Source organism: Hymenobacter sp. BT18, assembly GCF_012273015.1.
In the GTDB taxonomy this organism is placed as follows: domain Bacteria; phylum Bacteroidota; class Bacteroidia; order Cytophagales; family Hymenobacteraceae; genus Hymenobacter; species Hymenobacter lutimineralis.
The window spans coordinates 2,227,528-2,248,267 of record NZ_CP050954.1; the positions used below are offsets into that span (position 1 = coordinate 2,227,528).

Annotated in this window: 19 protein-coding genes; 7 read left to right on the plus strand and 12 right to left on the minus strand. The window is 58.7% G+C overall.

Annotated features, from left to right (window positions below):
* Positions 1–88: 88 nt before the first annotated feature.
* A complete protein-coding gene (locus tag HER32_RS09340; RefSeq protein WP_149071252.1) occupies positions 89–2,935 on the minus strand; it encodes a 2-oxoglutarate dehydrogenase E1 component in 2,847 nt (948 codons plus the stop codon).
* 952 nt (positions 2,936–3,887) lie between these two features.
* Between HER32_RS09340 and HER32_RS09345 the strand changes: the two genes are divergently transcribed.
* The gene (locus HER32_RS09345) at positions 3,888–4,247 is read left to right on the plus strand and encodes a hypothetical protein (RefSeq protein ID WP_168681685.1); all 360 of its coding nucleotides are present in this window, start codon (positions 3,888–3,890) and stop codon (positions 4,245–4,247) included.
* 20 nt (positions 4,248–4,267) lie between these two features.
* Here HER32_RS09345 and HER32_RS09350 read toward each other — a convergent pair whose 3' ends face one another.
* Positions 4,268–5,278, minus strand: a complete 1,011-nt coding sequence (locus HER32_RS09350; protein WP_232066459.1) for a hypothetical protein — start codon at positions 5,276–5,278, stop codon at positions 4,268–4,270.
* A 67-nt stretch (positions 5,279–5,345) separates the two neighbouring features.
* Positions 5,346–5,747 (minus strand): hypothetical protein, encoded by a 402-nt coding sequence (locus HER32_RS09355; RefSeq protein ID WP_149071250.1) that lies wholly within the window; start codon positions 5,745–5,747, stop codon positions 5,346–5,348.
* A 242-nt stretch (positions 5,748–5,989) separates the two neighbouring features.
* Here HER32_RS09355 and HER32_RS09360 point away from each other — a divergent pair, with 242 nt between their 5' ends.
* Positions 5,990–6,283, plus strand: coding sequence for a hypothetical protein (locus HER32_RS09360; protein ID WP_168681686.1), 294 nt, complete (start codon positions 5,990–5,992; stop codon positions 6,281–6,283).
* A 69-nt stretch (positions 6,284–6,352) separates the two neighbouring features.
* On the opposite strand, the gene HER32_RS09365 is transcribed toward HER32_RS09360, so the two are convergent.
* Complete coding sequence (locus HER32_RS09365) at positions 6,353–7,915, minus strand: hypothetical protein (protein WP_149071248.1); 1,563 nt, start codon at positions 7,913–7,915, stop codon at positions 6,353–6,355.
* Positions 7,916–8,105: 190 nt separating this feature from the next.
* Between HER32_RS09365 and HER32_RS09370 the strand changes: the two genes are divergently transcribed.
* Entirely contained in the window at positions 8,106–8,324 is a 219-nt protein-coding gene (locus tag HER32_RS09370) for a CsbD family protein (protein ID WP_149071247.1), read from the plus strand.
* Between the two features lie 121 nt (positions 8,325–8,445).
* Positions 8,446–9,276, plus strand: coding sequence for a DUF1206 domain-containing protein (locus HER32_RS09375; RefSeq protein WP_149071246.1), 831 nt, complete (start codon positions 8,446–8,448; stop codon positions 9,274–9,276).
* Positions 9,277–9,357: 81 nt separating this feature from the next.
* On the opposite strand, the gene HER32_RS09380 is transcribed toward HER32_RS09375, so the two are convergent.
* Positions 9,358–10,575, minus strand: a complete 1,218-nt coding sequence (locus HER32_RS09380; protein WP_149071245.1) for an NAD(P)-dependent oxidoreductase — start codon at positions 10,573–10,575, stop codon at positions 9,358–9,360.
* Between the two features lie 255 nt (positions 10,576–10,830).
* On the opposite strand from HER32_RS09380, the gene gcvP reads away from it, so the two are divergent.
* A complete protein-coding gene (gene gcvP / locus HER32_RS09385; RefSeq protein ID WP_168681687.1) occupies positions 10,831–13,755 on the plus strand; it encodes an aminomethyl-transferring glycine dehydrogenase in 2,925 nt (974 codons plus the stop codon).
* A 116-nt stretch (positions 13,756–13,871) separates the two neighbouring features.
* Here the strand turns inward: gcvP and HER32_RS09390 are convergent, their stop codons facing one another.
* Positions 13,872–14,165 carry a hypothetical protein gene (locus HER32_RS09390; RefSeq protein WP_149071243.1) on the minus strand — a complete coding sequence of 98 codons (294 nt, stop codon included), beginning with the start codon at positions 14,163–14,165 and terminating at the stop codon, positions 13,872–13,874.
* A 226-nt stretch (positions 14,166–14,391) separates the two neighbouring features.
* On the opposite strand from HER32_RS09390, the gene HER32_RS09395 reads away from it, so the two are divergent.
* Positions 14,392–14,982, plus strand: a complete 591-nt coding sequence (locus HER32_RS09395) for a DUF4136 domain-containing protein (protein WP_149071242.1) — start codon at positions 14,392–14,394, stop codon at positions 14,980–14,982.
* Positions 14,983–15,059: 77 nt separating this feature from the next.
* Here the strand turns inward: HER32_RS09395 and lipA are convergent, their stop codons facing one another.
* Positions 15,060–15,956 carry a lipoyl synthase gene (gene lipA, locus HER32_RS09400; protein ID WP_373281617.1) on the minus strand — a complete coding sequence of 299 codons (897 nt, stop codon included), beginning with the start codon at positions 15,954–15,956 and terminating at the stop codon, positions 15,060–15,062.
* A gap of 90 nt (positions 15,957–16,046) precedes the next feature.
* Positions 16,047–16,850, minus strand: coding sequence for a hypothetical protein (locus HER32_RS09405; protein WP_168681688.1), 804 nt, complete (start codon positions 16,848–16,850; stop codon positions 16,047–16,049).
* Positions 16,851–16,951: 101 nt separating this feature from the next.
* On the opposite strand from HER32_RS09405, the gene HER32_RS09410 reads away from it, so the two are divergent.
* Positions 16,952–17,359 carry an OsmC family protein gene (locus tag HER32_RS09410; RefSeq protein ID WP_168681689.1) on the plus strand — a complete coding sequence of 136 codons (408 nt, stop codon included), beginning with the start codon at positions 16,952–16,954 and terminating at the stop codon, positions 17,357–17,359.
* 103 nt (positions 17,360–17,462) lie between these two features.
* Here the strand turns inward: HER32_RS09410 and ytxJ are convergent, their stop codons facing one another.
* From ytxJ to HER32_RS09430, 4 genes are all read right to left on the minus strand, one after another.
* A complete protein-coding gene (gene ytxJ / locus HER32_RS09415) occupies positions 17,463–17,807 on the minus strand; it encodes a bacillithiol system redox-active protein YtxJ (RefSeq protein WP_149071239.1) in 345 nt (114 codons plus the stop codon).
* On the minus strand, positions 17,804–18,154 hold the full coding sequence (locus HER32_RS09420; RefSeq protein WP_168681690.1) for a hypothetical protein: 351 nt from the start codon (positions 18,152–18,154) through the stop codon (positions 17,804–17,806). Before HER32_RS09420 ends, ytxJ begins: the two co-directional genes overlap by 4 nt.
* A 91-nt stretch (positions 18,155–18,245) precedes the next feature.
* Complete coding sequence (locus tag HER32_RS09425) at positions 18,246–18,557, minus strand: hypothetical protein (RefSeq protein ID WP_168681691.1); 312 nt, start codon at positions 18,555–18,557, stop codon at positions 18,246–18,248.
* A gap of 141 nt (positions 18,558–18,698) precedes the next feature.
* The gene (locus HER32_RS09430) at positions 18,699–20,687 is read right to left on the minus strand and encodes a thiamine pyrophosphate-dependent enzyme (RefSeq protein ID WP_168681692.1); all 1,989 of its coding nucleotides are present in this window, start codon (positions 20,685–20,687) and stop codon (positions 18,699–18,701) included.
* Positions 20,688–20,740 lie beyond the last annotated feature (53 nt).

The following is a 20,740-nucleotide window of genomic DNA, read 5'->3' on the forward strand; positions in this document are numbered from 1 at the left end:
TTAGCTGTTAGCCAAGAGCTGCTTGCTGTTGGCTTATTAGAGAGCAAAACCAACGGCTAACGGCCATCAGCTCACTGCTCAAAGACGGCTAGTCGGTTTTCTGGGCGCTGGCCGCAGTCTGCTTGATGGTGGTATCAGCCACTTCTTCGCGGGGTTTGTCGAAGGCGCGGGCGACCAGCTCCTTCTGCTCCTTTACGTGCACCTTGTTGTAACCGGTCGCCGGCGACGCGGAGGGCTTGCGCGAAATCACGTCTTCCAGCTCGCGGCGCATAAAGCGCAGCAGGTAGTTCCAGTAACCCATGTTCTCGGGCTCTTCCTGCACCCAGTACACTTTTGCCTTGGGGTACTTGGCCAACTCGGCGGCCAGCTGCTTCTGCGGGAAGGGGTGCAGCTGCTCCAAGCGTACAATGGCCACGTCGCGGCGCTCCGACTTCTGCTGTTCTTCCAGCAGATCGAAATACACCTTGCCTGAGCACAGCAGCACGCGCTTTACCTTCTTGTCTTCGGCGTACACGTCGCCGAGCACCTCGCGGAAGGTTCCGGAAGTAAACTCCTCTACCGGCGACACGCACAGCGGGTGGCGAAGCATCGACTTGGGCGACATGACCACCAGCGGCTTGCGGAACTCCCAGGTGAGCTGGCGGCGCAGGGCGTGAAAGAAGTTGGCCGGCGTGGTCATATTAGCCACGACGATGTTGTGCTCGGCCGCCAGTTGCAGGAACCGCTCGGGGCGGGCGTTGGAGTGCTCCGGGCCCTGGCCTTCGTATCCGTGGGGCAAAAGCATCACCAGCCCGTTCATGCGCTGCCACTTGCTTTCCGACGACACGATGAACTGGTCAATCATGGTCTGCGCGCCGTTGGCGAAGTCGCCGAACTGAGCTTCCCACACTACCAGAGCAGTGGGGTTGGCCATAGCATACCCGAATTCAAAGCCCAGCACGCCGTATTCGCTCAGCAGGGAATTGTAAATCCGCAGTTGCTCCTGGCCTTCCCCGATGTAGTTCAGGGAGTTGTAGGGGGCTGAGGTTTCGGCATCGTGGAGTACGGCGTGGCGGTGCGAGAACGTGCCCCGCTGCACATCCTGGCCACTCAGGCGCACAATGCGCTTTTCCGCGAGCAGGGAGCCATAAGCCAGCAGCTCGCCCGCCGCCCAGTTAAGCACGCGCGTTTCGAAGAACATCTTCTTGCGCTCCTCCATCAGCTTTTCGATCTGCTTGAGGGGGCGGAAGCCTTCGGGCAACGTAGTCAGCGCCTTGCCGACTTTGGTTATTACTTCCTCACTGATGCCCGTAGCCGGGGACTGATCAAAGTCATCGGGCTTGGAGCGGCGCAGGCTGCGCCACTCGTTTTCCAGGGCCTGGTAGTTGTAGGGCAGGGGCTTCTGCTTCACCATATCCAGGCGGGCCTGCAGGGTGTCGCGGAATTCCTTGTCCATCTGCGCCGCCAGCTGGGCATCTACGTCGCCGCGCTCTACTAGTGCGGCGTTATACACTTCCCGGGGGTTCTGGTGCTTGCTGATAAGGTTGTAGAGCGTGGGCTGCGTGAACTTAGGCTCGTCCGACTCGTTGTGCCCGTGGCGGCGGTAGCACACCATATCAATAAAGATATCGGCGTTGAACTGCTGCCGGTACTCCGTAGCCAGCTGCACCGCGAATACCACGGCTTCGGGGTCGTCGCCATTCACGTGCAGCACAGGCGCGTCGATAATCTTGGCCAGGTCCGTGCTATAGATCGAAGAGCGGGCATCCTCGAAGTCGGTGGTGAAGCCTACCTGGTTGTTGATCACGAAATGCACGGTGCCGCCGGTCTTGTAGCCTTCCAGCTGCGACATCTGCGTTACTTCGTAGCCAATGCCCTGCCCCGCCACGGCGGCGTCGCCGTGAATCAGGATGGGCAACACCTTATTATAGTCGTTGCCGTAGCCGTGGTCGAGCTTGGCCCGCACAAAGCCTTCCACCACGGGGTTCACGGCTTCCAGGTGCGAGGGATTGGGCGCCAGCTTCAGGTTGACGGTGCGCGTGCCGGCATCTACCTGGCTGCTATAGCCCATGTGGTACTTCACATCCCCGTCGCCCATGGTCAGGTCGGGTACGGCCGTTCCCTCAAATTCCGAGAAGATCTGCTCGTAGGTTTTCCCCATGATATTGGCCAGCACGTTCAGACGCCCCCGGTGAGCCATGCCAATCATCACTTCCTCTACCCCTAGCTCGGCGCCTTTGCGAATAATGGCATCAAGGGCAGGAATAGTCGTTTCACCGCCTTCCAGGGAGAAGCGCTTTTGCCCCAAAAACTTGGTATGCAGAAAGTTCTCGAAAACAACGGCTTCGTTGAGCTTGCTCAGAATCCGCTTTTTATATTCTATTCCAGGATTAAAGCTCAGGGAATCCTTTTCTACCTTCTCCCGGAACCAGTCGAGTACCCGCGGGTCGCGGATGTACATGTACTCGAAGCCGATAGTCCGGGTGTAGATCTTCTGCAACGCGGCTACAATGTCACGGAGAGTGGCTTTGTCACCCAGCCCCAGGACTTCTCCGTTTTTAAACGTGGTATCGAGGTCCGTCTCACTTAGCCCGAAATCAGAAAGGCTAAGCCGGGCCTTCCGGTCTTTCCGCTCCCGCACCGGGTTGGTGCGCGCTACCAAATGGCCGCGGCTGCGGTAGGCATGAATCAGGTTGCGCACCTGCGTTTCCTTATCGGCAGCAACCGTATCGACGGCCCGGATGGTCCCGGCACCATTGGTGCTGGCAGACGTAGTTAGTACGCCTTCGCCATCGGCTTGAGCTACACCGTTTTCGGAGTATTGCTGAGAGAAGTCGAATCCTTCGAAAAACTTACGCCAGCCAAAATCAACCGATTCCGGGTTGCTTTTGTAAGCCTGATAAAGCTGGTCGATGTATTCGCCATGGGCATTGGCGATATAAGAGTAGGCGTCCATGCGGTGGGAGCTAGAAGTGTCGATGTAAAAGTAATGCGTTAGGCGAGTAAGTTAAAACCCATATTTGCATGTTCAAATTAACTTCGTAATCAACCTGTTGCTTCCGTAGTGAATCAAATAGTTCTACCTCAATTGTCAATCTATTAAATAATAGGCAGGCTTTTGCTTATAGCTGAACGATAATGAAGGTGTATAAGGTTATCATATACCCTGAAAAATGCTTCCGGCGTCAGAATACGTTTGCTTATAATAGAACATGCCCGGCACGTGAGGTCTTTGTTCCCGCGTGGGCCTAATTTATTTGATGTCCGCCAGCAAACGTTAGGCGCCTTTCTTGTACTAGTTCAATTGCAGAGGCAAAGACGCCGAACTGCTACAGGCAGTTCCTGTGTTAAGGCGGAGCGGCTGTTTCCATCTTACAAGTACCAACCCTCCCAAAGTTCAGGTTGACTGGCAGGAGGAAAAAAGTGTTTGTGAAAAAATCCCGTAATTGCACTTTATTAAATCAGCTACTCATTATCCAAATGCCATAGGCGGCAACCAGAAATACCACAAAAAGAAGCTATAGCCTATATAACCTGAACAAATTCTAATTATTATCGGTTTAAAACAATTATTCGTATTTTAAAGCAGTATTTTCACCTTGTTCGCAACCTTTCGGGGGCTTGCGCTGTAGGGTTCATCCTAACTGAATGTCCAACGAATTTGGACGAAGCTTATACTCCCAGGCTTTAACAGGGAGCCCACCAGCCTAATTGCCATGTCTATTGCCCTATTTCTTCTGAATCTCATTTTCGCTCCCCAAACAGCCCTTCTTCCTGCTGCTACGCCCTCTCCGGCGGTATTTACGGTAGTGGCGCCCCCTATTCTGGAGGCACGCCCAATCTCGGTTCAATCCAATAAATTATCTAATCTTCCCTCACGCTTACCGCACTACACGGTTACCGCTACGGTGTACACCCCTTCGGTTGATCAGACCGACGATGAGCCTTTCATCACGGCCGACAATTCGCGGATTCCCCGCAATCATTCGAGCAAAACCCGCTGGGTAGCCCTATCGCGCGACCTGCTTCAGCGGTGGGGAGGCCCACTGGATTACGGTGATGCCGTCCGTATCAGCGGTCTTTCTCCGGAGTTAGATGGCGTGTATACCGTCCACGACACCATGAACCGCCGGCACCGGCACTGCATCGATGTGCTGATGAATGAGCGCGAAATCGAGGGCCGTATGGACGACATCGATTTTGGCCGGTGGGAAAAAGTAAAAATCACGAAGGTAACTTCATCTAGTTCCGAGTGGAGTGAGGGCTAATCACCCAATCTCTCCGCGTTTTACTCCGGAACAGGATACGAGGTAATGGTGCGGGGCTCCCCCGCCTCGGTGTAGAGAAAACTGAGGGGCTGCGCCGGATTACGAATTATTTCCGGCAACTCCAGCCGCCAGCGTTTCCACATTTCCTGCAGCGACCTAGCGTAGCCAGTGTTTTCCCAGGGATTGAAAATTTCCCGCGTGACATCATCGATGAGGGTGTCGTACACCAAGTGTGTATCACCGGGTTTTACGGCCCGCACGTAGTAGTCAGGCACTACATTGAACAGATAGGCAGCGTAGTACACCCGCGCCTTAAATTCGGCTACCTGGATGGGATGCAGGGCTTTGCCTTGCACGTCTTCATATACGCGACGCATGGCTTGCCGGATAATGCCATTGTCCAGCAGACAGGCCACCAGCACCACGTCATCGAGTTTGATGCTGAACATCATCGTGCTCAAATCATCATCGTACTCGAAAGGCAGGGTGTCTTCCTCGGGAGCGACCTCCAGCATGAATACCGAGGCCGGAGTGAAGTCTTCGAAGACGATGGGTACGCGCAGGGCCTGAAAAACCTGGTAAAACGACTGCAGCTTGCTCAGCATCTGCCCATTCTCCGACAGCGGGTACTCAGGCTTGATCAACGGGTCCAGCTCGGTGAGCAGCTCCGTCAGCAGAATGCCGTAGTACATCTTAGCCAGCCACAGAAACAGCGTTTGCTCATCCAACTGCTGCCAGGAAGCTAAGCCGCCCACAGCCGCTACTGCAGCCACTTTAGCTTCTAGAGGCTCCACAGCCTGCGTGCGGCAGCGCGGACAGCACGGAACCCGCAGGTCTTCGAAGCTTACCACACTTTGGTCCAGCAGGCGCATCTGGCGCCCGTGCAGCTGATACCGCTCCAGCAGCCAGGGAGCTAGCACTGACACTGTATCTACCGAAGGCTGCGTGGGGAGGCCGCACAAAAAGCAGATGTGCCGCCCGAAGCGCATGCCATCAAAAGGGTCGTACAGGGTTAAATCGGGCGTTGGCATAAGCAAAAAGCTGGCGGAGCCGCAAAGGTAGCGTCCCTTGCTTACTCCCACCAGCAGTCGGCTTAGGCTAACGTGACAAGGAAGACCCCAGCTTAATCAGGAGCTTGCCCAAGTGCGTGAGTGGAGCCGTGTAGCCGTTTGCCGCTTCTTCCGCTACTTTGATGGTTTCGGCGCCCAGGCTGGCCAGCGTTTCGGCAATGGCATGGGCTTCGGTATCGGTAGCCGCTAGCTGCTCTTGCAGCAGCACAATTTCCTGCTTGATTTTGGCCAGCCCAGGCCGCTCACTGGCCAGCAGCACTTCTTTCCAGCGCGCAATTTCGGAAGCGCCCCGCTGGTTTTCCTGGCTAGGCACACCTTCGTTGAGAAGCGCCAAAGTATCTTCTACTAAAGCAGAGTTTTGTTTATCGGTTACTTCCAGCGGAATGGTGGGCGCAGGAACCGACTGGGGGGTGGGTGTGGTAGAATCCATGAGATATGCGGGAAAGGTCAGACTGAATGTCTGCATATACCCAGGCTGCAGCGGAAAGGTTGAGTGCCCCGTGGGCTCGAGTAGAGCCCCATCAGCTAAAACCGTACGCCCGGCCCTTGCTCTCCACCAGATCCAGAGGGACACAAGAACTGCTGGCTTTTCTTCGCTGCGAAACGGATGGGTTACCTTTTTCGCCTTGCCGGATGAAAGCTGAATCTTTCACCAGACTTTACCTTTTTGTCATGAAATTCTCTGTTAAATCTGCCCTCGTAGCCATTGCTTTCGCCGCTGTAGCCACTTCCTGCTCGCAGGCTGAGCAGAACAACGCCGAAGCTGCCGCCGACAACGCCGCTGCAACTACCGAAGCTGCTGCCGATACGGCCGCTGCCGTGACCGACGACGCGGTAGAAGGTGCTGGCCAGGCTACGGAAGCTGCTGCTACCAACGCCGCCAATGCTACCGAAGCGGGTGTGGAGAAAGCTGCTGCCGAAACGCAGGAAGCTGCTGCTGCTGCCAAAGAGGAAGCTGCTCACTAAGCACTTTCTCTGTTGACAGGGAAACTACCTACCGAAAAGTCCCTCCTGCCTTGGTGCAGGAGGGACTTTTTATTTCGTGGCTATGGGGCCGTCTGCCACCGTTGGGGCAGGACTGCTTGGATTTACCAGTTCTAGAAGCACAGAGTAGTACGGCCGCCCCATCATGCGGGCCCGCAGCCAGCCGTAATAGCTAAGGGCCTGCAGGTCTTCGCGCACTAAGGGTAGAAAGGCGGGCAGGGCTTCCACACGCGCCGCAAAAGCGGGCTGACGGGCCACCTCGGGGTCGAGCAGGATACAGCGCACCAGCTGCAGGTAGCTGGCCACGTAGGCATAGGGATGCGGCTGGCCGGCGAACCGCTCGTGCAGCAGCCGCTCGATGGAACGGATGCGGTTGAGGGCCAGATCCGGGTTGCCGAGCTCTAGTTGAATGAGCATCTCCCCCATGTTCTTGTTCAGCAGCCACTCCAGGCCCATTTCCTGCTCGCACCAATGGTCGGTCTGGCCAATGGTTTGAAGAACCTGGTTTGCCTTGGAAAAGAGACCTTCCGCAAAGTAGTGGAAGCTTAGCCCCAACCGGGCCGTTAGTTCGTCGCGGTGCGTGAGTGTGGCTTCGGCCAGCAGCTTTTCCAGCAGCACAATGCTTTCGGCGTTGCGGCGCAGGAAGGCGTAGATGGCGGCTTGCAGGAAGGTACAGCGCGGCAGCCACTCCGAGGTATAGCTGCGCCCGCCTGCCAGGAGCACCGTATGCATCTGAGCCAGATAATCGGCGGCTTCTGTGAAGCGGCGGGTGCGGTAGAGGCCATGCGCAATCATGTACAGCAGGCCCAGCTGGTAGTAGCGGTGCGCCGGCGCAAAGCCGTGGCGCTTTTCCATGAGGTGGTAGCAGCGCATCACAAAGGGCGTGAACGTGCTGAAGTCGCGGCGCACCAGCATGGCGTTGCGCGCAATGGACATCAGGCGGTAAAGCACAGCTGGGCGGCGCGCAAAGGCTTCCTGCAGCTCATACTCGCGCAGCACTTCCTGCAGAATTCCATCGAAGGACTCGGCTGCGCGGCCTTTCACCCGAGCCTGCCGCAAGCGGTGACGGATGATGCTATCGGCAATGCCGGCCCGCTCCTCCTCGTCGGCCAGCTTCTTGTTGAGGTGGCGCCGCCGGATAATCTCGTCGAGGTCTTCGGTAGCTTCCCGGCTAGCCTGCGCAATCTGCAGGTTATACACCGCGTTCAGCAGCTCGAACTGCTCGTTTTGCTGGGCCTGCTTTTCGGCTTTGTGCAGGGTTGTCCAAGCCAAGCGTGGTACGCCCGCCTCAAATAGGTACTGAGCCAGCGTGAGCAGCCCCCGCACCGACGAGGCTGTGGTAGGGTCGCGCTGGTGCTGCCGGAGTAGCAGATACTCCGTCAAATGGCGCAACAACCGCTTGCGCAGGGCATAGTAGGCCGTGGCGTTGGGCTCCTGGGGATACAGCCGAGCCAGCAGCTGCTCGGTGGTCAGTGGCTGGGGCAACAGCAAAAGCTCGTACAGACGCAAATCCATCCGGCCTTTGTCTTTGCGCCGCTGCCGCTGGATAAACTGGCCAAACTCCCGGCGCTCATCAACAGAGAAGGTAGATAAGGTGGTGCGCAAATCGTCCATAGCCAGGCTAAATCGTATATAATTCCTCTCTCAATAATAGGTAGAATAGTGGAGCATTCACCTTGTCCGGGGCCTTCTGCTCTCCCAGATCCGGCAACGCCTCCTGCGCCTCGACGCCGGGCACCTAACCCTGTCAGCGCCCCCGCGTATAGCCCGACAGTACCTCACCCACCTAACGACTCTTTCACGCATGGACCTGAATAACAATAACCTAAACGACCGCACGGAGCTACGCGCCCGGGGCAACTGGAACGAAATCAAAGGCGAGGCCAAGCAGAAGTGGGGACAACTCACCGACGACGACCTGAACTACCGCGAAGGCGAGCAGGACGAATGGTTTGGCCGGATGCAGCACAAAACCGGTGAAACCCTGGACGATATTAAAGCTTGGTTTCAGCGCACGTTCTAGGGCTTTTGGCCCGTAAAGAAGTAACGCCTCGCTCCCGGTTTCGGCGGAGCGGGGCGTTGCTACGTAGCCCCGGTGGGCTTTTCACCGTAGACAGAACCCATTCCTACTTCACCTTCCTTCCATGACACTGGCAAATACTATTTCTTCGGCGGCCTCCGGCTCGGCCTCTGCCGGCATTCGGGCCCTGGCGCGTTTCGGCTTTGCCGCCAAAGGCGTGGTCTACCTGCTGATGGGCACCCTGGCCCTGCTGGCTGCCACGGGGCAGCAAGGTGGCCAGACAGCCGATAAAAAGCAGGCCGTACAAAGCATTCAGAGCTTGCCGGGCGGCCAGATCCTCCTCGGCCTTATTGCGGTAGGGCTTCTGGGCTACATCATCTGGCGCTTTACGCAAGCCTTCCGCGACACCGAAAATAAAGGCAACGGCGCCAAAGGTATTGGCCGGCGCATTGGATACGCGGGCAGCGGCCTGCTGTATGCCAGCGTAGCCTGGTACGCGGCCAAGCTGGCCTTCACTGGGTCGGCCAGCAGCGGGGGCAGCACCCAACAGAGTCTGGTAGCTAAAGTGCTGGGCTGGCCCGGTGGGGAGTGGATAGTAATCCTGATCGGCCTCATTACCATTGGGAGCGGCTTGTACCAGATCTACCGGGCCTATTCCGGGGCCTTCCACAAGCACGTAAACGACAGTGGGCTGCCCGCCAGCCAACAGCAGCTGGTGTACCGCACGGGGCAACTGGGCTACACCGCGCGCGGCATCGTTATGGCTATTATTGGGTACTTCTTCGTGCAGGCCGGGCGTCATCACCAGGCTGCTGATGTGGGCACTACCGATGAAGCCTTCGATTTGCTGGCTGCTATGGGACCTTTTGCGTTGGGCATCGTAGCCCTGGGCCTGATGGCCTACGGGGTGTACATGCTGGTGCAGGCCAAGTACCCGGTTATCCGCGGGGTGTAAAGGCTGCGTAGTCCACGTAACAGAAAAGGGGGCTGAAACCATTGGTTTCAGCCCCCTTTTCTGTTACGCTAAGATGCTAACTTAATCGGCTACATAGTCGGCCAGGTATTGATACCGTTCAGTAAGCTGGCCGCTGCGGGTGATGGTAGCGCGGGCTACCACGTCATCGGCACCTTCCTCCCCTAACAGGTGGGGAAATACATTGTCGATGAGCTGGCGGCCAAAGTCCCGGCTGGCGTTGCGGGGCAGCTCGCAGGGCAAATTATCCACGGCCATGATGGTGATGTTGCGCGGCCCCGAGTAGGCCGGCTCCAGCTCCCCGGTGGCCGGGTTGTAGTCGAAAGCCGGCTCCTGAATGGTGCTACTGCGCTTGGTAGTGGGAATAGAGCCGGCTACGTCGCAGGTCACGTCGGCAATGGTGTCGATGCGGAAGTGGGCCCGGCGCGTGTCTTCCTCCGTGAACAGATGGGGGGCCGCCGGGTGCCAGTAGGCGCAGGCAATCAGCAGGTTGGTCACCGGCAGGAAGTTCTGAAACGTTGACTCGTACTCCTGCGGGTTGCGGTGAAAGTCGGGGGTATCCCACACGCGCCCGTCGCGGCGGCGGTTGTAGTCGGAGGAGCGCAGCTGGGTGTACACCGGCTCGTTGAAGGTCAGGTATAGGTAGTCGTACACGCTCACCCGCCGAATGCCCATGCGGTCCAGTACTTCCACGGCCCCCTGGGCTACCCGGCCGGTGCCCGTCACGGCCATCTTAATGGGGGGCAGCTGCTTTACTTTGAAAAACTCCTCCTGCATATCCTCCATGTCGATGCACTCGTAGGCGGGCTTCAGGCGGAAGAGGTTGTGCTTGCGGCCGTAAGTAAGCAGCCCGTTGTAGGCCCCCACAATGCCGGCCCAGCGCCCGAAGGCCACTATCCGCTCCCCCTGCTCGTTGGTGAGCAGCTCGTAGTCGATAAGGGTAATGTTCTTTTGCAGCACCTGACGCAGCAGCTCCCGGTTGGCGGGCTGCTTTTTCACGGTGTGGGAGAAGAACAGGTAGGTCTTATTGGGAATCAGCTGGGGAATCGGTACCTCCTTCACGCCCATGAGAATGTCGCAGTCCGCAACGTCGGGCTGTACCGGTACGCCCAGGTCCTGGTACTCCTGGTCGGCAAAGCAGCGGATGGGGCTGGCTTGCACCACGATGCGCAGCCCGGGATACTGGGCCAGGGCCTCGACGCACTTTTTGGGGGTGAGCGGAACGCGCTTATCGGGCGGGGTTTTGCCTTCGCGAATCAGGCCAATGGTAACAGGACGCATGGGAATGAAGAGGTGGGTGGGAATAAGGCTTCAAATCTGAGCAAATTATTTCGGCTCACCGCAGCAATACACAATGGCACCGCTACATAGTACCATCCCACGGGCCTACCAACGAAGCCCGACCCCGACCGGCGCGGCCGGTGGAACAAGCCGAAACTTTTGCGGGTTTTCAGGCTTAAGCATGAAGCCTTTTCGCGCTACCTTTGTTGGGGCTCTTCGCCGGGCCTGCTTGTTGCCACCCTCACCCATCCTTTTATGTTGCTGAAAACCAAGCCCGCCGACGTATTCGTGGACCGCCACAACGGCCCCGACAGCGCGGCCGTGGCCGACATGCTGCGCACCATCGGCGTAGAGTCGATTGACCAGCTCATCGACGAAACCGTGCCGGCCGCTATTCGCCTGAAGAAGCCGCTGAACCTGCCCGCTGCCCTCACGGAGCGGGCTTTTTTGGCGAAGTTCAAGCAGATTGCCGGCAAGAACCAGTTGTTCAAGAATTACATCGGCCTGGGCTACCACGATACCCAGCTGCCCCCCGTTATTCAGCGCAACATTCTGGAAAACCCGGGCTGGTACACGGCTTACACGCCTTATCAGGCGGAAATTGCGCAAGGCCGCCTCGAAGCTCTCATCAATTATCAGACGATGATAATTGATCTGACGGGCCTGGAAATTGCCAACGCCTCCCTGCTCGACGAAGGCACCGCCGCCGCCGAGACCCTGCACATGTTCCACTCCCTGAGCAAGAAGAAGAATGCCACCCGCTACTTCGTCTCGGAACAGGTGCTGCCCCAAACCATCGACGTGCTGCGCACCCGCGCCACGCCCCTGGGCATAGAGCTGGTGGTAGGTGACCACCGCACCTTCGACCTCACCGACGAGTCCCTGTTCGGGGCCATCCTGCAGTACCCCGCCGCCGATGGCGCCGTGTACGACTACACCGACTTCATCTCGAAAGCCCATGACAACAACCTGTTTGTGACCGTGGCTGCCGACCTGCTGTCGTTAACCCTCCTGACCCCTCCCGGCGAGATGGGCGCCGACGCTGTCGTGGGCAACTCCCAGCGCTTTGGGGTGCCCATGGGCTACGGCGGACCGCACGCCGGCTTCCTGGCTACCAAAGATGCCTTCAAGCGGGTCATTCCGGGTCGCATCATCGGCCAGAGCATTGATGCCGCCGGCAACAAGGCCTACCGCATGGCCCTGCAAACCCGCGAGCAGCACATCCGCCGCGAAAAGGCTACTTCCAACATTTGCACCGCCCAGGTACTGCTGTCGGTGCTGGCAGGCATGTATGCCGTGTACCACGGGCCGCAGCGCATCCGGCAGTTTGCCAGCAACGTGCACGCTCTCACCCAAACTCTGGCGGGTGCTTTGGCAAACCTGGGCCTGAACCAGCGCAACGAGTTCTACTTCGATACCCTGGACCTCAAGCTGGAAAGCGCAGAGCTGCAGCAGGCCATCCGGCAGGAAGCCGAAGCGGCTGGCATCAACTTCCGCTACTTCGAGGAGCATGGCACCCCGCGCGTGGGGATTTCCCTGCACCAGAACACCGAAATTGAGGACGTGCGCGCCATCGTGGCCGTGTTCAGCAAGGTGTTGGGCAAAGAAGCTGCTGCCGTAGAGCTGCCGGCTGAGGTGACGGTGAACTGGCCAGCTGGCCTGATCCGGACCAGTGAATACCTGACGCATCCGGTCTTCAACACGCACCACTCCGAAACGGAAATCCTGCGTTACATGAAGCAGCTGGAAAACAAGGATTTGAGCCTGGCTCACTCCATGATTCCGCTGGGCTCCTGTACCATGAAGCTGAACGCCACCGCCGAAATGATTCCGGTGACGTGGCCGGAGATTGGCGGCCTCCACCCGTTTGCCCCGCGGGAGCAGGCCCAGGGCTACGCCGAAATCTTCACCGACCTGGAAAAGTGGCTCTGTGAAGTAACCGGCTTTGCCGCCGTGAGCCTGCAGCCCAACTCGGGTGCCCAGGGCGAGTACGCCGGTCTGCTGGCCATCAAGGGCTACCACGATGCCCGTGGCGACCAGCACCGCAACGTGGCGTTGATTCCGGCTTCGGCCCACGGCACCAACCCCGCTTCGGCCGTGATGGCCGGCATGCAGGTAGTGGTGGTGAAAAGCACGGAAGAAGGCAACATCGACGTAGAGGACCTCAAAGCCAAAGCTGCCCAGTACGCCGACAAGCTGAGCTGCCTGATGGTAACTTACCCCAGCACCCACGGGGTGTACGAGGAAACCATTATCGATATCTGTGAAACCATTCACCAGCACGGCGGCCGGGTATACATGGACGGCGCCAACATGAATGCCCAGGTAGGTCTTACCTCGCCTGCCACCATTGGGGCCGACGTGTGCCACCTGAACCTGCACAAAACCTTCTGCATCCCGCACGGCGGCGGCGGACCCGGCGTGGGCCCCATCGGCGTAGTAGCCGACCTGGCCCCCTACCTTTCCGGCCACGTGCTGATAGATGCCGATGGCCGCACGGCGGGTGCCGTTACATCTGCTCCCTGGGGCTCGGCCAGCATTCTGCCGATTTCCTATGCCTACATCAACATGATGGGCGGCGAAGGGCTAACCCAGGCTACCCGCATAGCTATTCTGAACGCCAACTACATCAAGGCCCGCCTCGAAGAGCACTACCCGGTGCTGTACACGGGTGCCAACGGCCGGTGCGCCCACGAAATGATTCTGGACTGCCGCCAGTTTAAGAAGGCCGGCATCGAGGTAGAAGACATTGCCAAGCGTCTGATGGACTACGGCTTCCACGCGCCTACCGTCTCATTCCCGGTGGCTGGCACCCTGATGGTAGAGCCTACGGAGTCGGAAAGCAAGGAGGAGCTGGACCGCTTCATTGAAGCCATGATTAGCATCCGTAAGGAAATTGCCGCCGTGGAGGCGGGCCGCGCCGACGCTAAGGACAATGTGCTTAAGCACGCCCCGCATACGGCCGCCGCCGTGCTTGCCCACGAGTGGACCCGCCCCTACACCCGGGAGGAAGCGGTGTACCCTACTGAGTATGCCCGTGCCCACAAGTTCTGGCCCACCGTGGCCCGCATCGACTCGGCCTACGGCGACCGGAACCTCATTTGCTCGTGCACCCCGCTGGAGCAGTACGTAGATGCCGAGGAGCAGCTGGTATCCACCGACAAAGGCCCCTCCTACTAGCCGAAGGATTTCTTTCACTTAGTAGCCCATACAGAAGAAGCCCGCGCAACCTGCGCGGGCTTCTTCTGTATGGGCTACGTATGACGACGAAGAATAGTCAGGTATTCCTGGCTGAGCTATTTGCCGAAGCACTGCCGCTGCAGGTACCCGCTATAGGTTTTCCCGTCCTTCACCACGCGCGCCTTCATGAAGTAGTAGTCTACAGTATCCGTAATCTGCACTTCCGTGCCGGCCGTCACCGTCACGAGCTGAGGCGAGGTCTTGGTCATGCCATCGTACAGAATACACTCCACAATGGTACTGTGAGCTACAGGGTCACGATCGGGCTTGGTAGAAGTGGTACTTTCGGAAGCCGTGGTGCAGGAAGCAAGTGCTCCTACGAGCCCGGAAAACAGCAAAAGTCGACGCATAACGGCTGGAGTAGGTGTGGAATATCGGTGAAAGATAAGAGGAAAGGTATTTTCTGAAAAGAAATTGTTGCATTCCAAGACAATGGCATAGGCCAAGCGGAACGCAGCCCCGGGCAGAATTGTTAGAAAACAGCAGCCTGAAGCCACTTCACCGCCTTCGGGCGCGGTTTTGACTTTATGCTGATTTTCTGAAAAACATTTCTTGTTTCTTCTCACTGTCGTTTATATGAACTCGTTCTCACGATTTTTCTCGCGGCCGGTGGCATTAGCCGCCGTGGGGCTGGCTTTGCTGCTGGGCAACGCGGGCTGCGCTTCTTCCAGCCGGGTGGGCGTTTCCTCCGACTTCGACCATGGCATAAACTTTCGCGCCTACAAAACCTGGGCGTGGTATCCGCAGCAGCCGGTGGATGTTGAAGGTGGTCCGGCTCAGGGCTACAACTCTTTTCTCGACCAGCGCATCCGCAAGGCCGTGGAAATAGAAATGAATAAAAAAGGCCTCACCCTCACGGACAAAAAGCCCGATGTGTATGTGGCCTACAGTGCTAAGGTAGAAGACAAGCAGCGGCTGGACCCGGCCTTCACTTCGCCTTACAGCTACCGGTGGTACAGCTACGGCACCATGCCTACTCGGGTAAATGACTACAAGGCTGGTACCGTCATCATCGACATTGTGGACGCCAATCGTAAGCAACTGGCGTGGCGCGGCCACGGTCAAGCACAGGTAGACCAGCAGTCTATTTCGGAGGAGGAAGTTTACCGCATTGTGGGCAGTGTTCTGGGCACCTATCCGCCCCAGGACAACCAGGCCCAGCGGTAATTCTGCTTTTCCTGTTCGCGCATAAAAAAGCCTGCTCTATACGGAGCAGGCTTTTTTTATTGGAGGAGTTCCAGCGCTTAGATAGGAACATTCACGTGACGCTCGGCGTGGTAGCTGGAGCGCACGAGCGGCCCGCTTTCCACGTACTTCAGACCGCGGCGCAAACCTTCTTCCCGGTAGTGGGCAAACACGTCGGGGTGGATGAACTCGGCCACCTCCAGGTGGCGCTTGGTGGGCTGCAGGTATTGGCCCAGGGTCAGAATATCAAGGCCATTGGCCACCAGGTCGTCCATAGCCTGGTACATTTCGGCCGGCGTCTCGCCCAAGCCCAGCATAATGCCCGACTTCGTGCGCTTGCCGGCTTCTTTCGTGCGGCGGATTTGCTCCAGGCTTCGGTCGTACTTGGCCTGGGGCCGCACCAGGCGGTAGAGGCTGCCCACCGTTTCCATGTTGTGCGATACCACTTCCTGCCCACCCGAAATCATCACGTCCAGCGCGTCCCAGTTGGCTTTCACGTCCGGAATCAGCGTTTCGATGGTAGTTTCGGGGCTGAGCTGCTTGATGCGCACCACCGTTTCGTGCCAGATGCTGGCGCCCCGGTCTTTGAGCTCATCCCGGTTGACGGAGGTGATAACGGCGTGCTTCACGCCCATCAGCTGAATGGCTTCTGCCACCCGCCGGGGTTCGTCGGTATCGTATTCGGTAGGGCGGCCCGTGGCTACGGCGCAGAAGGAGCAGGAGCGTGTGCACACATTGCCCAGAATCATGAAGGTAGCCGTACCAGCACCCCAGCACTCCCCCATGTTGGGGCAGTTGCCGCTTTCGCAGATGGTATGCAGCTTGTGCTCGTCTACGAGGCGGCGCACGTTGGCATATTCGCGGCCCACGGGCAGCTTCACCCGGAGCCAATCGGGTTTGCGGGGTTTGGCGGGAGCCACGGCTTCGGGCTGCACGATGGGCAGCGTCAGCAACATTTCATCCATAGAGCAAAGGTAGGAGGCAGCAGGCAGTTGTCAGCAACGCAGTGTTGCTTTCCAGAGAACAGGCCAGCCCTAAGACCGGGCTTACTTGCGGGTGCCGAGGTAAATCGTGAGGTAAACCGAGGTGAAGTATTTATTGTTCAACTGGTCAGCCGACACGGCGTTGGAGCCCAGAATGGGCAGGTTTTGGGGGTAAGCCTCAAACAAAAACCCGGTTTCTACCCCGGCTACGGCATCCCGGTAGCGGCCGTACTCAAACGTGAGGGCGCCGCGCACATGACCGCCAATCTGCGGCTTGGTTTCGTTGGCCCCGGAGAAGAGCGGAGCGCGGTCGTAGATGAAGATATCATCCGGCGAGTGTTTATTCGGATCGTACTGCTCGGTGCGAATATCGGTAGGCCCGATGGGCTGGTTGTCTGGGTCGCGCTTGGTATAATCGTAGTAGATGTAGTAAGGCATCATCAGGGCTACCGAGGGGCCGATTCCGGCCAAGCCGCTGACCTGCACCCCGGAGTCGGGGGCTTTCCGGAAGATGACGCGCTGGGCGCCTATGGAAGGCCGCAGCACAAACGCGTAGTTGGTTTTGCCCGGCACGTAGATGCCGCCGGAATAATAGTTTTGGACCCGCTGTTCCTTGGGGTGTTTTACTTCCACGACCTCCAGCATCCAGAACCGCGACCAATCGGCCGACAGCGACCGGGTGGAGCGGAACATGGCGCCGCCAATCATGCCCCCGTTGGTGTTGAAGTTGATGCCGTACGTCAGCTCCCGCTGGTAGGTGGGGGCGTCAGCGGCCGCGCCGCTACCCGAGCGACGCGCCTGACCTAGTGCCGTTTGGCTCCCCAGAGCCGCCAGCCCGGTTAGACCCAGTAAGATTCGGAAACGCAAAGCGCCCATAGTACAGCGAAAATCACTCATCGGATGACGGCTGCCGGGCAGCCCTTGTCGAAAGTACGTAAATTTACCACCTTTCAGCTAGCCTTTTTCCTATGCCCACTGCTTCCGTCCGGTACGCCGGCCATCTGCGCACCGAAGCTACCCACGTAGCCTCCGGTACCACCATTCTGACCGATGCCCCCCTCGATAACCACGGCCGCGGGGAGGCCTTCTCCCCTACCGACCTGGTAAGTGCCGCCCTGGGCTCCTGCATGATGACCATTATGGGCATCGTAGCCGAGCGGCACGGGCTGGAACTGGCCGGCACCACGTTTGAGGTGACCAAGCACATGGTGGCCGAACCCCGCCGTATTGCCCAGATTGACGTGCAGTTTCACCTGCCTGCCGCCCTGGGTGCCAAAGAACGCGTGATGCTGGAAAACGCGGCCCGAACTTGTCCGGTAGCGCTAAGTCTCAACCCGGAAGTACGGCAGGAGGTTCAGTTTATTTACGACCTATAAGACCTTAGCTACCCAGCGGGTTCAGGTACCACACACCGCCGCCGCGCCGCCGACCTTTGTCAGCAACGCGGCGGCGGTGGATTGTGTGCGAAAATGGGACGCGCTAGCCGATGGCCTGCTGCACGTCGCTGAGGCGGATGCCCATGTGGGAGGCGTGGTAGCGGCACTCCCCCTGCTGAATGAGCAGCAGCTGGGGTGACTCGTGCTGGACGCGAAACTTCTGCGCGATTTCGGCGGAAATAGGCCGAAAGCGCAGTAAATCGAGGTAGTAGAACTTGGCGTTGGCCGGAGCAGCATCAGCCCACTGCCGCTCCAGGCGGCTCTTGGCCGTGGCGCTGATGGAGCAGGTAGTGCTGTGCTTGAAAATCAGTACCGGCTGCTCTTCCGATTCGCGGACGATGTCGGTGAGCTGTTCGGGTGTGGTAAGCGGAATCCAGGAAGCAATCATAAAGCAGGAGTAGCAGGTTGTTTTTTGGGCGCGCGTCGGATGGGCCGCAGCTTCGGAATCATGTTTTGCGCCGTAGGCAGTACGCGCGGAACGCCTTCGTGGTCGTACTTGTACTTGTTACGGCCGTCCTTTTTGCGGGGCTGGTTGGTGCTGTTGCCTGCTTGCAGCGACTGGCGCGTGACGCCCAGGTGGGAATCCTGGTACTGGTTTTTCTGCTTTTCCGCGTCCTTCAGGGCCTTACGGTTGGCGGCCCGCTGCTGGGCTGGGCTGGAGTATTCCGTTTGGGCCCGCAGGGGGCCGGCCAGCCACAGTACGGCAAGCAGTGCGAAAATAACCCGAAACATCATCTCCTTATTTGTAGAAAACCCCAGCCAAGTGCGTGCAGAAAAAACGGTTGATTCCCTTGGGCACCTCAACCGTAACCATAACGCCCGTGGCTTAAAAAACAATTCCAAATATTTTCCGCTGCCCCACTTTGCGCGTCAGCTTGCGGCGTTCGTATTTCTTTTGCTTGAGCAAGCCCTGCTTGTCGTAGCTCTTCTTGTCGGTTTTCAGCGACGACACGGCTTCCGACATCCCGGAACCGTTGCTATCAGCTTTGCCCAGCTTCACTTTGGGCTGGGGCGGCCCTTTGGGGTCGGGAATGCGGTAGCGGTGGCAACCCGTGCTCAAGGCCAGACACCCAACCAACGCCAGGGTGCTCACCAAAGAAAAAAACGTACGCGGGAATCCCAGCATCAGACTACGCATTGCGCCGCGGGGCGGCATTCAGACAAGGAAGATAAGTATTAGTTGTCAGTTGCCCGTTTTCAGTTACCAGTTGCTGAGGTAGACTTCACGTGCTTTACAGTCTTGCGCTAGTAACTGAAAACGGGCAGCTGACGACTGAAGTTAATAGGCCAGCAGCTTTTCTACGGCCGTGCGCAGGCGCTGCTGGGGCAGGAACTGCTTTTCCAGGGAAGGCGCGAAGGGAATGGCCGTATCCAGGGAAGCCACGCGCTGAATGGGCGCATCGAGGGCAGTAAAGCATTTTTCGGCAATCCAAGCGGCAATTTCTCCCCCGATGCCGCCCGTGAGCGTGTCTTCGTGGAGGATGAGCACGCGGCCGTTCTTCTCCACAGTCCGACGCACGGCTTCCTCGTCCCAAGGCAGCAAGGTGCGTAGATCCAGAATGTCGGCGTCGAGGCTCAACTCTTCGGCCAGCTGGGTAGCCCAGTGCACGCCCATGCCGTAGGTGATGATGCTGAGCGTGTTGCCCTCCCGAGCCAGGGCCGCTTTGCCAATGGGTGTGGTATAATAGCCATCCGGCACGGGCCCGCTGATGCTGCGGTAGAGCATCTTGTGCTCGAAGTAGATAACCGGGTTGGGGTCTTCAAAGGCGGCGCAGAGCAGGCCCTTAGCATCGACAGGGTTACTGGGGTACACCACTTTCAGGCCGGGCGTGTGGGTAAACCAGGCCTCGTTGCTCTGCGAGTGGAAGGGGCCGGCCGCCGAGCCCGCCCCGGTGGGCATGCGCACCACCACGTCGGCATTCTGCCCCCAGCGGTAGTGGCTTTTGGCCAGGTTATTCACAATCTGGTTGAAGCCGCAGGTCACGAAATCGGCGAACTGCATTTCCACCATAGCCTTTTTGCCTTTGATGCTGAGGCCCAGGCCCGCGCCTACAATGGCCGACTCGCACAGGGGCGTGTTGCGCACCCGCTCCTTGCCAAACTGCGCCACGAAGCCTTCCGTCACCTTAAATACCCCGCCGTAGTCGGCAATGTCCTGGCCCATAAGCACCAGCTCGGGGTAGCGCTCCATGCTCTGCCGCAACCCGTCGGAAATGGCATCGACGAAACGCTTATCAGTGGCCGGTTGCGAGTTGCCGGTTTCCAGTTGCAGGGCAGTATCCGGCTCGAAGGGCCGGTACATGTCGGCTACTTCCTCTTCGAGGCTGGGCGTGGGCATGGGCACGGCGTCGGCCACGCGCAGGCCTTCTTCGATTTCGGCCTTGATTTGCTCCCGGAACTGGTGGCGCAGGGTTTCGCTGAGCACGCCCTCGTCCAGCAGCCACTTTTCGTAGTTGACTACCGGGTCTTTCTGGGCCCACTCCTCAAATAGCTCCTGGGGCACGTACTTGGTGCCGCTGGCTTCCTCGTGCCCGCGCATGCGGAAAGTGAGGGCCTCGAGCAGCACGGGGCGCGGGTTCTGGCGCAAGTCCTCGGCCAGGCGCTTTACCGTGTCGTACACTTCCAGTACGTTGTTGCCATCCACCTGCACGGCTTCCATGCCGTAGGCAGGGCCTTTGTCGATGAAGTAGCGGAAGCGGAACTGCTCCCGCGAGGGCGTGCTCAGGCCGTAGCCGTTATTCTCGATGATGAAGATGACGGGCAGCTGCCACACGGCCGCCACGTTCAGGGCCTCGTGAAAGTCGCCCTCGGAGGCGCCGCCGTCGCCGCTGTAGGTCACGGTTACCTTGTGGCGCTTTTCCAGCACGTCGGCTAGGGCAATGCCGCCAGCCACGGCCAGCTGCGGGCCCAGGTGCGAAATCATGCCCACGATGTGGTGCTCGTTGGTGCCGAAGTGGAAGCTCCGGTCGCGGCCTTTGGTGTAGCCGGTGGTTTTGCCCTGCCACTGCGCGAAGAGGCGGTCCAGCGGAATGTGGCGGCCCGTGAATACACCCAGGTTGCGGTGCAGGGGCAGGATGTACTCGTCCTCGTGCAGCGCCAGCGTGGAGCCCACCGAAATGGCCTCCTGCCCAATGCCCGAAAACCACTTGCTGACCTTGCCCTGGCGGAGCAGAATCAGCATTTTCTCTTCAATCAGGCGGGGTTTCAGCAGCCCTTTGTACAGGTGCAGCAGCTCGTCGTTGGCGTAGTCCTTGCGGTCGAAATTCATGGGATTCAGGCGGGTGGGAAGGTGTTGGGGGCCAAAAGTACGGGTTTGGGCTG

Bases quoted from the DNA above. Each gene is read 5' to 3' on its own strand.
- HER32_RS09340 (WP_149071252.1), bottom strand. From the start codon at position 2,935: ATGGACGCCTACTCTTATATCGCCAATGCCCATGGCGAATACATCGAC.
- HER32_RS09350 (WP_232066459.1), bottom strand. From the start codon at position 5,278: ATGCCAACGCCCGATTTAACCCTGTACGACCCTTTTGATGGCATGCGC.
- HER32_RS09355 (WP_149071250.1), bottom strand. From the start codon at position 5,747: ATGGATTCTACCACACCCACCCCCCAGTCGGTTCCTGCGCCCACCATT.
- HER32_RS09360 (WP_168681686.1), top strand. From the start codon at position 5,990: ATGAAATTCTCTGTTAAATCTGCCCTCGTAGCCATTGCTTTCGCCGCT.
- HER32_RS09365 (WP_149071248.1), bottom strand. From the start codon at position 7,915: ATGGACGATTTGCGCACCACCTTATCTACCTTCTCTGTTGATGAGCGC.
- HER32_RS09370 (WP_149071247.1), top strand. From the start codon at position 8,106: ATGGACCTGAATAACAATAACCTAAACGACCGCACGGAGCTACGCGCC.
- HER32_RS09375 (WP_149071246.1), top strand. From the start codon at position 8,446: ATGACACTGGCAAATACTATTTCTTCGGCGGCCTCCGGCTCGGCCTCT.
- HER32_RS09380 (WP_149071245.1), bottom strand. From the start codon at position 10,575: ATGCGTCCTGTTACCATTGGCCTGATTCGCGAAGGCAAAACCCCGCCC.
- gcvP (WP_168681687.1), top strand. From the start codon at position 10,831: ATGTTGCTGAAAACCAAGCCCGCCGACGTATTCGTGGACCGCCACAAC.
- HER32_RS09390 (WP_149071243.1), bottom strand. From the start codon at position 14,165: ATGCGTCGACTTTTGCTGTTTTCCGGGCTCGTAGGAGCACTTGCTTCC.
- HER32_RS09395 (WP_149071242.1), top strand. From the start codon at position 14,392: ATGAACTCGTTCTCACGATTTTTCTCGCGGCCGGTGGCATTAGCCGCC.
- lipA (WP_373281617.1), bottom strand. From the start codon at position 15,956: ATGTTGCTGACGCTGCCCATCGTGCAGCCCGAAGCCGTGGCTCCCGCC.
- HER32_RS09410 (WP_168681689.1), top strand. From the start codon at position 16,952: ATGCCCACTGCTTCCGTCCGGTACGCCGGCCATCTGCGCACCGAAGCT.
- ytxJ (WP_149071239.1), bottom strand. From the start codon at position 17,807: ATGATTGCTTCCTGGATTCCGCTTACCACACCCGAACAGCTCACCGAC.
- HER32_RS09420 (WP_168681690.1), bottom strand. From the start codon at position 18,154: ATGATGTTTCGGGTTATTTTCGCACTGCTTGCCGTACTGTGGCTGGCC.
- HER32_RS09425 (WP_168681691.1), bottom strand. From the start codon at position 18,557: ATGCGTAGTCTGATGCTGGGATTCCCGCGTACGTTTTTTTCTTTGGTG.
- HER32_RS09430 (WP_168681692.1), bottom strand. From the start codon at position 20,687: ATGAATTTCGACCGCAAGGACTACGCCAACGACGAGCTGCTGCACCTG.